Genomic DNA, 13,465 nt, shown 5'->3' with positions numbered 1-13,465 from the left:
TGTTCACTTAACCGAAGTTAGTTAATTGCGTATTTGTTTATGCTAGTAGGCTTTTAACGTGCGCTACGATGTCAGTAACAGCGATTTCAGTCTTATCACCTGTTGAACGTAGTTTGTGGTCAACTAGACCATTCTTCAGGCTACGATCGCCGATGATGATGTTGTGTGGGATCCCGATAAGTTCAGAATCCGCGAACATAACACCTGGACGCTCTTTACGATCATCAAATAGCACTTCGATACCAGCGGCTTGAAGCTCAGCGTAGATTTTCTCTGCTGCTTCTTTCACGTCTGCTGATTTGTGCATGTTCATTGGGATGATAGATACTTTGTATGGTGCGATTGACTCGTTCCAGATAATACCGTTTTCATCGTGGTTCTGTTCGATTGCTGAAGCAACAATACGAGAAACACCAACACCATAACAACCCATTGTCATCGTTTGCTGCTTACCTTGCATATTCAGTACGCCAGCACCCATAGATTCAGCGTATTGAGTACCAAGTTGGAAGATATGACCTACTTCGATACCACGTTTAATTGACAGTGTACCTTTACCACATGGGCTCGCTTCACCTTCAACCACGTTACGTATATCTGCAACTGTGTATTCTGCAATATCACGGTCCCAGTTAGCGCCAGTGATGTGCTGACCATTAACGTTAGCACCACAAACAAAGTCTGCTAGGTGTGCAGCTGAACGATCAACAACAACAGGACAGTTCAGACCTTTAGGACCGATAGAACCTGCATCGCAGTTTGCTGCTGCTTGGATTTGAGCTTCGTTAGCAAATGTTAACGGGGACGCAACGCCAGCAATTTTTTCTGCTTTCACTTCGTTTAGTTCATGGTCGCCACGTAGAACAAGTGCGATAACGCCTTGTGCTGCGCCTTCTTCTGCTTCAGCAGCAACAAGCAGTGTTTTTACTGTTTGTGTTGCGTCAACGCTTAAGAATTTACAAACGTCTTCGATGCTGTGTGCATCTGGTGTATCAACAACGGTTAATTCTTGCGTTGCTGCAGGACGTTCGCCAGCAGGTGCTAGTGCTTCTGCTTTTTCGATGTTTGCTGCGTAATCGCTGCCGTCAGAGAATACGATATCGTCTTCGCCGCTTTCTGCAAGTACGTGGAATTCGTGAGATACAGCACCACCAATTGAACCTGTATCAGCAAGTACAGGACGGTACTCTAGGCCAATACGTTCGAAGATATTGCAATATGCTTGATGCATTTTGTTGTACGTATCGTTTAGACATTCATCTGATAAATGGAAAGAATATGCATCTTTCATCAGGAATTCACGCGAGCGCATCACACCGAAACGAGGACGAACTTCATCACGGAATTTAGTTTGGATTTGGTAAAGCGTCAACGGCAGTTGTTTGTAGCTGTTGATTTCTTTACGCGCGATGTCAGTGATCACTTCTTCGTGCGTTGGACCTAAAACAAAAGGACGGTTGTGGCGATCGTTAATGCGTAACAATTCAGGACCAAACTTATCGATACGGCCTGTTTCTTGCCATAAATCTGCTGGTTGAACCATTGGCATTAGAGTTTCAACAGCACCTGCTTTGTCCATCTCTTCACGTACGATGTTTTCTACTTTGCGTAAAACTCGTAAGCCTGTCGGTAACCAAGTGTATAGACCTGATGCAAGACGACGAACCATACCTGCACGAAGCATTAGCTGGTGACTAATTACTTCTGCGTCATTTGGAGTTTCTTTCAAAGTTGAAAGCAAGTAATTGCTGCTGCGCATAACGTTCCTTTATTTACTAATAAAATCGATATAAGAGAGCGATTTTAACAGGGCGACGCCTGAGTAAACAGTAAAAGTTCGTGATTAGTTTTATTTATTTTTGACTGGTGTCCTTTTATTCGTTTCTCGTAGGCCATATACTGGCTGCCAAAATTGGATTTATGCTACTTAAAATGAAAAAAACACTGAGATTAGCTGCACTTATAATAGTCAGCAGCGTATTGTTTGGTTGCTCGTCACAACCTCGTAATCCGGAAAATATTTGCGATATCTTTATTGAAAAATACGATTGGTATAAAGCGGCCATCGACAGTAAAGAAAAATGGGGCGTGCCTGTGCATGTGCCAATGGCTATGATGTATCAAGAAAGCTCATTTAAGCATAATGCCCAGCCGCCAATGCAGTATTGGTGGATTATTCCGACAGGACGCGCGAGTTCTGCCTATGGTTATGCCCAAGCAAAAACGATGACCTGGGGTGATTACGTTAAGGAAACAGGAAATAGCTGGTCAAGCCGTTCTGATTTTCATGACGCCATGGATTTTATGGGGTGGTTTATTAATAAATCTCAAAAAATCAATGGGGTATCTAAATGGGATGCCGAGAAGCAATACTTGAATTACCACGAAGGTTGGGGCGGTTATAAGCGTAAAACCTATAACCAAAAACCGTGGTTGAAGAAAGTGGCGAAGAAAGTAAACCAGCGTTCGTTGAAATATGCGGGTCAGTATCGCACCTGTAAAGAAGATTTAGATTCGAACTGGTTATGGCGTCTGTTCTTCTTATAAGCCTGTTGAAATTAACAATATAGGAAAATTCAGACCGTCACGCGGTCTGAATTTGTTTTAGCAGACTGTCTTTTTTATCCCGTCTGTCGCCAATTTGACGCGCGGGATTTCCAGCCATTATTGCCCATTGTGGTACATCCTTCGTTACCACACTTTGCATCCCAATCACTGCATTATCCGCAATCGTCACGCCATCGACAATTCCTACGTTAGCCCCAATCCAAACGTCTTTACCTATAATCACGCCTTGGGAGGTTGAGGCTTGCTGCCAAATAACTTGGTCAGGATGCATACCGTGATTAGAGGCATAGATACGGCAGTTATTGGCAATGCGGGTATCATCACCAATGATAATGCCATTTTTCCCCCCGTCTAATGAGCAGCTGTGATTGATCGCAACATTATTCCCCAGTGTCATTGGCCCGTGAATAAAACTCGCAGCAGCGAAGAAACAGTTATCGCCCATGGTGATCTTACGGCCGGGTTCTGCAAACATATGACAATCGGGGGCAATAAAGCAATTGTCACCAAATTCCACGGTTTCGACCGACATGACATAAGTTTGTAGGTCGGCTTGCCACGTTTTCGCCCAGCTTAATGCTTTGGGTTTTAGTTTGTAATATAAACCCGGCATCCACGCTAAGCGACGCTTGTGCTGAGCAATATAATCAATCATTTGTACTTTCCGGCTCAGTTTCTTTTGTAGGTGTAGTGACTGTCGCAAGCGTTGTTATTGTGTCAGTTTTAATTACCGAAAATACAGTCGTGATATTATCTTCTACTGTCCAGCGTACATTAAAGTCATACAACTTTACTCCGTATTCTTGGCGTGTTGTCTTATTCTTTTTATAAGCTGGACGCGGATCTTGAGCTAATACCTGTGCGATAAAGGTCTGTAATTCGGGATGCTTTTTTCTCTGTGCTGCAATTTGATTCAAGGCTTCGTCTGTAAACGTGACAGGCATATCTGCAATGGGGGCGTCAGTTGCGTAACCCGCTTGAGCATCAGGTAAACTGTCAGCATAAGGCACATAAGGTTTGATGTCTAAAATCGGCGTACCATCGACCAAGTCAATGCCTGATAAATTCAAAATGCACTGATTATTTTTAATTGTAATACTATCAAGTTTCGCTACCGACAGGCCTAACGGGTTAGGGCGAAATGTTGAACGGGTGGCAAAAACACCCAAGCGTTCATTACCGCCTAAACGGGGTGGACGTACTGTCGGACTCCAGCCTTTACCCATGGTTTCATGGAAAGCAAATATCAGCCATACATGACTAAACTGCTCAAGCCCACGTAAGGCATCTGCTTCATCAAATGGTGGGCTTAAAATGAGCTGTGCTTTAGCCGCGGAAACCAAACCTGGTTGACGCGGCACGGCAAATTTTTCTTTATATGGGGTATGGATAATCCCAACGGTTTCGAGTTCTAGTTTCATTATCAACTGTCGTCATTACTGCGGTTTAAAGGACTTACATTGATAGCATCGCCATAGCACACATAACTGCTAAGGCAGGCTTTAGATGCGGGAGGGGCGATACATGAACGAATAATAATACCATTAGCATTAAGCGCAGCAGCTTTACGTTTGGCGGCAATTTTAGCTTGCTGCTCTTCTGCTGGAGGAAGGTTCGTGGCGGTTTGGCAACTTTCGCCTTCCACTAAACCCAGTTGTTCAACCTGATAATTTTGTAGTGCGCCAGCAGTGTAATATTCGACACCTGAAATAGAGAAGTATTCGGTGAAGTTATCTTTATCTAAATTTGTTTGTAACGGATACTTACTACAGCCGCTCAGTAGTACTGTGAGTAATATTAAATATTTCATGGCATTTTAATCGAGTGATATTTGGGTTTAATTATAATTCTATCACTGGCTTAAAGACATTTATTTTTAGGGTGTTTACGCATGTTATCTAATTTATCGCAATTAAAATGAGCGATGAACGTGAATAATTGTGGTTATTTACTAGATAGCTAGACGATTATAGTCTTAACTTATATTGGATAAACGCCATATGAGGTAAGCAAGACGATGACAAAAACGAGCTGTATTATCGCTGTATTATGTTCACTAAGTTTAGCCAGTATTAGCCTTTATGCCCATGCGGGTATTGATAAAATACGTCTTACTGCAGAGGAACGTACCTATCTCTCTGCTCGCGCGCCGATAAAGTTGTGTATCGATCCTAACTGGATGCCTTACGAAGCATGGGACCCTAAACTGGGTTACATTGGTATTGCTGCTGATTATATAGCTGTGTTCTCGGCGATGTTAGATGTCGAATTTCAAGTTCGAGAAACAGAGACCTGGCAACAAAGTTTAGACGTTACTCGTAGTGGGGGGTGTGATGTATTGTCTTTTCTCAATCAGACACCGAGACGATCACAATGGCTGATCTTTACTGCACCTTATGTTGAAGCGGTTGCAGCATTAGCGACTAAAAAAAATGTGCATGGTATCCGCAACTTAAAATCATTACGCGGTAAAACAGTGGCCGTGGTAGAAGGTTATGTGTATGAAGAATACCTACGTAACAACTACCCTCGAGTGATTGTTAGTCGTGTAGATAGCACTGATGAAGCACTGAGAAGAACGGCTAGTGGTGAGATAGTTGCCACGATAGAATCACTTTTTGTGTTGCGTTACAAAATTGCCAAACTTGGGCTTAAAAATTTAACCGTATCAGGTCGAACAAAATACGTGAACCGTTATCGCTTCGGAGTGCGTAAAGACCAAGCCATGTTACGTAAAATATTAGATAAGGCGATCATGCAAATTGAGCCAAAAGTCGAAAATAAAATTTTACGTAAATGGAGTTTGGCCATTAAGCAATAAACAAACCTGATCAAGTCGTTACACTACCGCCATTTGATCAGGTCGACTTATATCTCGGCGTTGGTTTTTATTTTTGTTCTTTGGTAAACCAGAACGAATCCATTCGAGAAATGAATTTTTTGTTAGTTTTATCCTTGGCTAATAAACCTGCCCATAGTTGCTGTAGTTCATCATTATAAGTACCAATTGAATGCCCACCATAAAGATTTTCGAACGCTACTGTTAAGGGTCTTATACCCTTAGGATCATCCTTGTCATTAAGGCCTTCAAAGCAGAATAAATTATTATTATTTTCATAGTCATCCACATTTTCAGTACCCATCGTATTATATTGTACTGAAAATACCTTACTGTCTGTACTACTGATTGTCGATGGCGTTATTTTCATAAAAATGAAGGTCTGGTTGTTACCCATCGGAGCCTTCCATTCCCCAATCAAATCATCACAGGTAAACGCTGTGGCAGCGATAGCATTCGGTACTAAGGCTGACACTAAAATAGTGGCACAAATTCGTTTTGTTATGTTCAATTTCCATTATCCTTAATAGTGTTTATTCACGATCGCATGTTAAAATGTAGCTGATTAGATGTCAATAATGTTGTTTTTAGGCAGGTTGTTACAGAGATTTAACTAAGTACCATCTATACACATGAAATGTATTTAGGTGGAAAAATTTACTATACAAGTTAAAATGTAGCCATTAGTCCGACCTTGGACATATTTGATTGAGAGATAGGTAGCATGATAGAGAGAATAGAAACAAAGCAAAGAATGAGCCGTATTGTAAAGCACAACGGTACTATCTACTTATGTGGCCAAGTATGCGCAGATGCAACGTATGGAATCAAAGAGCAAACTGAAACCATGTTAGCAAAAGTAACGGATTTATTAGCCCAAGCGGGCAGCGATAAAGAACACATGCTATCAGCAACGATTTATATCAAAGAGATGACAGACTTTGCTGAAATGAATGCAGTTTGGGATGCATGGGTACCAGCGGGTCATGCGCCTGCACGAGCATGTGTACAAGCAAGTATGGCGCGTGAGGCATTATTAGTTGAAATTTCAGTGGTGGCAGCTGAGATCGTATAAGCGATAATGCGGTGTGTAATAGAGCAGGGATGTATTGATTGCCATCAGTATTAACTGCTTTTTTATTTATTATATTTAACGAACCCTACCTTTATCGCTGTTATTCACGTAATTTTATCCTCTAACTTAAGCGTAAGAATAGCGACTCCTGCGTTATTAGGCTTAACGTTTATTTTAGATTAGGTACTTGTTTGTTCGATGTTTTGGTCAGAATAATAACCACCCACTATAATAGTAAAAGAGGGTGGTAGAATTATTGTTTTATTGAGCTTTAGCAAAGGCTAAATATTTTGGATCATCATCACCAAAGATTTCTTCACCTTCAGCTTCAAATGCTTTTTCTAGTTGCTCTTTCGCTGGCCCCATGTTGCCAAGTTCAAAGTGTGCTTGACCTAAACGTAGGTGTAAATAAGGATTTACCGCACCTTCAGGGCATAACATAGCAAAACCAGTTGCTTCTTCTAATGATGGCCAATCGCCTAACATGAAGTGTGCATCACCTAGTGCTGTTAGGATCCATGTTGATACATTCCAGTGGATCTTAGGTTCAGGAACAAGATCATAGGCTTGCATAAAGGTATCGATCGCAGTTTTGTATTCTTCAGCTTCGAGCTGCTCTTCACCTTTTTCACAAATGATTTCGATTTTTTTAAATAGCTTAGGGTCAAGTGCTGTCTTGGTTGCTGTCATCTTATTTCCGTAATAAAAGCCTGATAGGGTCATCAGAGGTATGTATTTTGTAAGTATATCGTATTGCAGCACAGATATTGTAAAAAAATGGCTAAAAATGAAATCAACAAGGTCGACGGCTAAGCGCTAAGGGTTAGTCGAACTAAAAGAGGTGTTTTTATGGAAAGTACCAATAACAAAATTTTCATTCTCGATACCAACGTGTTGTTACATGCACCTTTATCTATCTTCACCTTTCAAGAGCACGATGTCATGATCCCCATGACTGTTTTAGAAGAGCTCGATAATATTAAGGATAGAAAAAGGGATGTCAGTCGGGATGCACGCGTCGCCATTCGTGCATTGGAGGATATTTTTTCAAATGCTACCCCTGAAGAAATCAGTCAAGGTGTGCCATTGCAAAAAATAGAAAGTAAAAATAAATTGGGCAAGATCTCTATTTTTGCTGATCATAGCGTGATGAAGCAAGATGTTTTCTTTACTGAAAATGAACCCGATAATCGCATTATCAATGCCGCGTTGTTCCTGCAAAACCAATCTGATCGCGAAATTGTGCTGGTCACCAAAGACATTAATATGCGCTTGAAAGCGAAGGGCGCAGGGCTTAATCGGGTAGAGGATTACCGTTCCGATCAATTGATTGAGGACATTAAATTTTTAGCGACCGGCTTTCATAAATTCGCTGGCGATTTTTGGCAAGAGATAAACGAATGCCACAGTGAAAGCATGAAAAGTGAAACTATGGGCTCAAAGACCATTCATACTGTCGAAACAGAATTGCTTAAAGATACTTTTATTAACCAATACCTGATTGATGAAACGGATCACTTTGCCGCTCGTGTTGTCGGAAAGGACAGGGGAGAAATTAGTTTTGTTGATTTAGGCCGAGAACGTCTGATGTCAAAAAAAGCTTGGGGTATACATCCTAAGAATATTTACCAAGGTATGGCGCTGGAAGCTTTACTTAATCCGCATATTGATTTGGTCATTCTGACCGGACCCGCTGGGAGTGGTAAGACTATTTTGGCGATGGCGGCTGCGTTAGAGCAAGTCGTTGAGCGAAAAATGTATGATAAGGTGATTGTTACACGTAACACGCCAGAAATTGCGGAAAGCATCGGTTTTTTACCTGGCACGGAAGAAGAAAAAATGTTGCCTTGGTTGGCCGCGATCACGGATACCTTAGAAGTTTTGCATAAGCACGATGAATGTAAAGATGGCTCAGTTGAGTACATTAAACAGAAAGCGAACTTACAGTTCAAGTCGGTAAACTTTATGCGTGGTCGTTCGATTCAAAATGCGTTTGTATTATTAGATGAGTGTCAAAACCTCACTGCAGCGCAGCTTAAGACGATTATTACGCGTTGTGGCGAGGGCACTAAAATTGTGTGTTCGGGTAACTTATCACAAATTGATAGTAGTTACTTAACAGCTGTAACCTCGGGTCTTACTTATATAGTGGAACGCTTTAAAGATTTTGACGGCAGTGCCAATGTGTTCTTAAAAGGAGTGCAACGTAGTCGTTTAGCCTCTTTTGCTGAGCATAATATGTAATAATTAATAATTATATTTTCATGATACCGATAACGGGCTTTTAAGCCCGTTTTTTGTGATTTTTTTAAATTTTAGAATGCAAAATAAAAATTGTAGCACTACAGTTACTATGTATGAAACCAGTTATATATCAATGGTTATGCTTTGTTGTTTTGTCGTTGAACTCTTAGTTGTTGGCGTAATGTTTACCTTAATATCGTAATTGGCAGTGAGCTTTTGCTGTCTATATTTATCAGCAAAAATAATAGTGGATTCATGATCATGGATGGTCTAAAAAATGAAAAAACAAGCTGGAGTTACGTTAGTTGAATTAAGTGCTGTTGTGGTAATATCAGGCATATTAGGTGCGATGGCTGTACCTAGATTTATTGATCTTGCCGATGCCGCACTAGATGTCAGTGTGATTAATATTGCCCGTAGTATTGAAAGTGCAAATACGTTTAATTACGCTGCCAAAATGATCTCTAAATCGGGAGTATCGACGGAAGAGGCCGTGCACATTGATAATTGTGATGATGCTGGAAGTCTACTCAGTGGTTCATCATTACCTTTAGGTTACACTGTTACGCCAATGAGCATCGCTGAGAGTACCACTGCGACTTGCATCTTAACCCATACGGATTCTGCTAAAAGTACGACTTTTATTATGCAAGGATACTAAGTATGAACCGGAAATTTTTTATATAGGATCAGGAGCACACTATGCGTTTAAAATATGGTTTATTCACCTTGTTAGTATTAAGTATTACAGCCTGTAGTAATTCTGACTCAGAGTCGCCGCTTATCGGCGGCGATCGTGACGAATATGGTTGCTTGCCTTCCGCGGGTTATATGTGGTGTGAACGAACTCAACGCTGTGAGCGTTCGTGGGAGCTTGCTGATGCAGCAGGCATTCCTCATACCGAAACTGAAGTTATGGCCTATTGTAATATGAGTAATGCTGATGTAATTACTCATGAATAAGACCTAAAGGTGCATTTGACATGTATCTTTAGGTGGTGTAAATTAATATTTACTTTATCTGATTGTTTTCAGATGATTTTTATAAAATAAAGTCATAGCAATTAATTGGTGAATATTATGGTTAAACAGCACTCTAAGCAATCTTATCAACTGCTTAAAAATATAAGTAATTTAGTACTTTTTTTTACACTCACAGGTGTCGTTATATCCATACTAATTTCATATCCTTACTCTGAATATTTTCAACTATCAATACAAATAGCCTCACATATTCTAACTATAGTTTTAGCCGCCATATTCAAAATCGCTTGTATTTTAAGAATGATAGCACTTCAAGGTATTAATAAATTTGAATGTATATCATGATGTAGTAGCTGAGAATTAAGAGCCTGATGTATGTATAAATAGAGTGGAAAGCTAGACTGGAATAGAGTAATGAGTACTTGCATATATTAAAATATACAAATAAAATATATTTTATAGTACGTCTATTTAGAATTAAAATATGCAGTTAAACAGATACACTGATTATGGACTAAGGCTTTTAACTTACTTGGCGGTATTGCCTGACGGTCAGAAAGTGAGTATTGATGAGATAAGTAAAATATATGATTTATCAAGGAATCATATTAATAAAATTGTGCACCAATTAGGTAAAGAAGGAATCATAGAAACTAAGCGTGGTAAAGGTGGTGGTTTTTATTTATCTCGTACTCCAGAATCATTAAATCTTGCAGACATTGTAATATTACTTGAATCATCAATGGAGATTATTAATTGTACTTCACCTAGCTGCCGGATTTCTCCAGTTTGTAATCTAAATTCAATCTTATCTGAAGCAACTACAGCATTTATTGATAGCTTAAAGCAGTATACCTTAGCTGACCTTATTAAAGACAATAGACAACAATTAATCCAAGTACTAGAAATTGGATCATTCTAATTTAACTTGGTTATTATCGATATTATTTATTAAAGCATACGTAAAATTAAAAAAATATCTGATTACCACTCACTTTACTCATTTTAGAAAATATGAGTGCATTGGTAGTAATCAGATTGGTTTATAACTTACTCATTTTTAATAACAGGTATTTAGCTTATTCTTTTAGTCTAAATGCCAATTTAGTTAAGAAACGACAGATGGAGCGCGTTTAGTACTATTTTTTATTTCCCCTATTATTAATCGAGCAAAGAACGCAGCTAAGAACAGCCCTCCCATACCGAATAAAATATCACCGGGTACACGTAACCAAACAAACATTTCCACTAATTCACTATGAATTATTTCTGAGGATCTTGCATACCAATAACTATGCTCTACAGAAGCAATAAATTGTATTATGCCAACAGGGAGCAGGGACATGAATACCATGCCTGCCAAACCTATATTTAAAGACCAGAAACACCACTTAAGTAATTTATCATCCCATACTGAGAATTGACTTGTCACACCACGTAAGCAAGTTAACATTAAACCAATGCCTAGCATTCCATATACACCCATGAATGCTGCATGAGCATGAGTTGCTGTTGTATTTAAACCTTGAATATAATAAAGCGCTATCGGTGGATTGATAAGAAAACCAAGTACGCCAGCGCCAACCAAATTCCAAAATGCTGTTGCAACAAAGAACATAAATGCCCACTTATAACGAACCATCCAGCTTGTCGCTTTACGCATTCTATAAGTTTCAATAGCCTCAAAACCAATTAACGCGAGTGGTACAACCTCTAGTGCTGAAAACATTGCGCCCCATGCAACAACAGATGTTGGGGTACCTGTGAAATACACGTGGTGAAGCGTTCCAAGTATACCACCAGTGAGGAATACAACGGTAGCAAACAACACTGCACTATTAGCTGATTGAGCTCGAATAAGTCCTAAACGTACAAACACTAATGCAATTACTGATGTTGCAAATGTTTCGAAGAATCCCTCAACCCATAAATGAACTACCCACCAACGCCAGTATTCAGCAATCGCTAAATTAGTATGTTTACCTTGTAAGAATCCAACACCGTAAAATAATCCAATCGCTATACAGGATGCATAGAGAACCCAAATAACAGATTTCATTTCACTCTCTTTGGTGAGGGCTGGCTTAATTGCAGCCGTCACCAATGTTAGCCAAATTAATAAACCTGAAAACAGTAAGATTTGCCAGATACGACCAAGATCTATATATTCTTGTCCTTGGTGTCCTACCCAGTAACTTAAGTCAAGATCAAAGTATTGTTGAATCGCAAACCATTCTCCAGCCATAGAGCCAAGAACAACAATAACTAAAGCTACCCAGAGTATATTCACGCCTAGTTTTTGATATTTAGGTTCATGCCCAGATAAAGCTGGCGCAATATATAGTCCAGTACCTAACCAAGCCGTAGCAATCCAAAATACTGCAAGCTGAGTATGCCACGTACGAGTTAGTGAATATGGTAAAATCTCCGCTAGTGGGTAACCATAAAAAGTCTGACCTTCAACTGCATAATGCGCAGTAATACCACCTAATAAAATCTGTAGGAGAAATAACCCGACAGCGGTTGCAAAATACTTGATTAAAGCTTTTTGCGAAGGTGTCGCTTTAACATCAAATAAGGGATCTTTAGTGGATACATTTGGCAGTGGATGCTCTTTAAGACTTGCATGATACCAAGCAAGTGCACCTACTGCAGCAATGAGCAGAACCATACTTAATATTGACCAAAAAATATTATCTGAGGTCGGAGTATTACCAATCACTGGGTCGTGTGGCCAGTTATTCGTATAGGTATAATTCTCACCCGGGCGTTCCGTCACTGCCGCCCATGCACCCCAGAAGAAGAATGCAGATAATTTTCGACGATGTTCAGCTGATGAAATTGTATTTTCTTTCATCGCGTAATCTTCACGAATCGGCTGAAAATCTGGATTATCACCAAATAAATTTGAATAGTAATTCTGCAGCGTACTAATTACTTCAGCACGACGTGTTGAGATTACTAATATATTGTTATTAGCATCAAAGCGATTAGATCGCATATCCTCACGTAGAAGAATTTCTAATGTAGCTTGTTGATAACTAGCTAACTGTTCAAATTGAACGGAGAATTGTTCTATTGCTGCTTTATCAAGCCAAAGTGTTGATTCTCGATGAAGCCAATCTGCAGTCCAGTCTGGCGCAACGTATGAACCATGACCCCAAATAGAGCCTAATTGATGTCCACCCATAGAACGCCAAACAAGTTGACCATTCTGGATGTCTTCTTTGGTAAAGATCACCTCACCTGTTGACGTTACAACTTTTTCGGGGATTGGTGGGGCTTCACGATAAATCTCACTTCCTAAGCTCAAAAGTATACTGAATGATGTTATACATACAATAATAAGAGCAATTAGGGAGAATTTTTGTTTAGTCATTTTAACTCCTCAATAATTAATTAACAATCCTATTAATCAATTTCCATGCCAAAGTGTAACCTGTTGTTTAAACTGGGTTTGCTTGTTGTGGGTGTCAAATTGACAGTTAGTAGAACTGTCAATTTGACAGTGACATTGTCTTTATGACAAAGGTTTAGTGTTGAACCTTTTTATTGCAGAGAGAGAAGGGAGGTTACCTATATGATTGTTTAGAGGGGGTTTGATTTAACAGCATTTTATCCTTTTGAGGAGGATAAAATGCACTGGAATTGTGTAGCAAAGTAGCTAGGCTTAGCTTCTGGTTATGATGTCAATGCTACCACCGAACCTAAGCCTATATGATAAACGTTGAGGTATCGGTGTTATTTAAATACTG

Annotated in this window: 14 protein-coding genes; 7 read left to right on the top strand and 7 right to left on the bottom strand. The window is 39.7% G+C overall.

What is annotated here, in order from left to right; genetic code table 11:
* Positions 1 to 37 precede the first annotated feature (37 nt).
* Complete coding sequence (locus HWV01_RS19445) at positions 38 to 1,759, bottom strand: proline--tRNA ligase (RefSeq protein WP_211673094.1); 1,722 nt, start codon at positions 1,757 to 1,759, stop codon at positions 38 to 40.
* Between the two features lie 173 nt (positions 1,760 to 1,932).
* Between HWV01_RS19445 and HWV01_RS19440 the strand changes: the two genes are divergently transcribed.
* Positions 1,933 to 2,547 (top strand): hypothetical protein, encoded by a 615-nt coding sequence (locus HWV01_RS19440; protein WP_211673093.1) that lies wholly within the window; start codon positions 1,933 to 1,935, stop codon positions 2,545 to 2,547.
* 37 nt (positions 2,548 to 2,584) lie between these two features.
* Here HWV01_RS19440 and HWV01_RS19435 read toward each other — a convergent pair whose 3' ends face one another.
* The 3 genes from HWV01_RS19435 to rcsF are packed head-to-tail and all read right to left on the bottom strand — an operon-like array spanning position 2,585 to position 4,378.
* A complete protein-coding gene (locus HWV01_RS19435; protein WP_211673092.1) occupies positions 2,585 to 3,223 on the bottom strand; it encodes a DapH/DapD/GlmU-related protein in 639 nt (212 codons plus the stop codon).
* The gene (gene tsaA / locus HWV01_RS19430; RefSeq protein WP_211673091.1) at positions 3,216 to 3,989 is read right to left on the bottom strand and encodes a tRNA (N6-threonylcarbamoyladenosine(37)-N6)-methyltransferase TrmO; all 774 of its coding nucleotides are present in this window, start codon (positions 3,987 to 3,989) and stop codon (positions 3,216 to 3,218) included. The genes HWV01_RS19435 and tsaA overlap by 8 nt, the downstream gene beginning before the upstream one ends.
* A gap of 2 nt (positions 3,990 to 3,991) precedes the next feature.
* Complete coding sequence (gene rcsF / locus HWV01_RS19425) at positions 3,992 to 4,378, bottom strand: Rcs stress response system protein RcsF (RefSeq protein ID WP_211673090.1); 387 nt, start codon at positions 4,376 to 4,378, stop codon at positions 3,992 to 3,994.
* 207 nt (positions 4,379 to 4,585) lie between these two features.
* Between rcsF and HWV01_RS19420 the strand changes: the two genes are divergently transcribed.
* Positions 4,586 to 5,389, top strand: a complete 804-nt coding sequence (locus tag HWV01_RS19420) for a transporter substrate-binding domain-containing protein (protein ID WP_211673089.1) — start codon at positions 4,586 to 4,588, stop codon at positions 5,387 to 5,389.
* Positions 5,390 to 5,456: 67 nt separating this feature from the next.
* On the opposite strand, the gene HWV01_RS19415 is transcribed toward HWV01_RS19420, so the two are convergent.
* Positions 5,457 to 5,918 (bottom strand): hypothetical protein, encoded by a 462-nt coding sequence (locus HWV01_RS19415; protein WP_211673088.1) that lies wholly within the window; start codon positions 5,916 to 5,918, stop codon positions 5,457 to 5,459.
* Positions 5,919 to 6,131: 213 nt separating this feature from the next.
* Here HWV01_RS19415 and HWV01_RS19410 point away from each other — a divergent pair, with 213 nt between their 5' ends.
* Positions 6,132 to 6,482 carry a RidA family protein gene (locus HWV01_RS19410; protein WP_211673087.1) on the top strand — a complete coding sequence of 117 codons (351 nt, stop codon included), beginning with the start codon at positions 6,132 to 6,134 and terminating at the stop codon, positions 6,480 to 6,482.
* Positions 6,483 to 6,743: 261 nt separating this feature from the next.
* On the opposite strand, the gene HWV01_RS19405 is transcribed toward HWV01_RS19410, so the two are convergent.
* The gene (locus tag HWV01_RS19405; protein WP_211673086.1) at positions 6,744 to 7,172 is read right to left on the bottom strand and encodes a lipopolysaccharide assembly protein LapB; all 429 of its coding nucleotides are present in this window, start codon (positions 7,170 to 7,172) and stop codon (positions 6,744 to 6,746) included.
* A 159-nt stretch (positions 7,173 to 7,331) separates the two neighbouring features.
* On the opposite strand from HWV01_RS19405, the gene HWV01_RS19400 reads away from it, so the two are divergent.
* The 4 genes from HWV01_RS19400 (at position 7,332) to HWV01_RS19385 (ending at position 10,632) form a co-directional block, all read left to right on the top strand.
* Entirely contained in the window at positions 7,332 to 8,726 is a 1,395-nt protein-coding gene (locus HWV01_RS19400) for a PhoH family protein (protein ID WP_211673085.1), read from the top strand.
* Between the two features lie 277 nt (positions 8,727 to 9,003).
* Positions 9,004 to 9,387, top strand: a complete 384-nt coding sequence (locus HWV01_RS19395; RefSeq protein WP_211673084.1) for a type II secretion system protein — start codon at positions 9,004 to 9,006, stop codon at positions 9,385 to 9,387.
* 41 nt (positions 9,388 to 9,428) lie between these two features.
* Positions 9,429 to 9,689 (top strand): hypothetical protein, encoded by a 261-nt coding sequence (locus tag HWV01_RS19390; protein ID WP_211673083.1) that lies wholly within the window; start codon positions 9,429 to 9,431, stop codon positions 9,687 to 9,689.
* Between the two features lie 505 nt (positions 9,690 to 10,194).
* Positions 10,195 to 10,632 carry an Rrf2 family transcriptional regulator gene (locus tag HWV01_RS19385; protein ID WP_211673082.1) on the top strand — a complete coding sequence of 146 codons (438 nt, stop codon included), beginning with the start codon at positions 10,195 to 10,197 and terminating at the stop codon, positions 10,630 to 10,632.
* Positions 10,633 to 10,818: 186 nt separating this feature from the next.
* Here HWV01_RS19385 and HWV01_RS19380 read toward each other — a convergent pair whose 3' ends face one another.
* Entirely contained in the window at positions 10,819 to 13,089 is a 2,271-nt protein-coding gene (locus tag HWV01_RS19380; RefSeq protein WP_211673081.1) for a nitric-oxide reductase large subunit, read from the bottom strand.
* Positions 13,090 to 13,465 lie beyond the last annotated feature (376 nt).

Origin of the sequence: Moritella sp. 5 (genome assembly GCF_018219455.1) — a bacterium.
Lineage (GTDB): Bacteria > Pseudomonadota > Gammaproteobacteria > Enterobacterales > Moritellaceae > Moritella.
The sequence above is the reverse complement of the archived record's forward strand: the minus strand, read 5'-3'. Positions and strand labels throughout refer to the sequence as shown.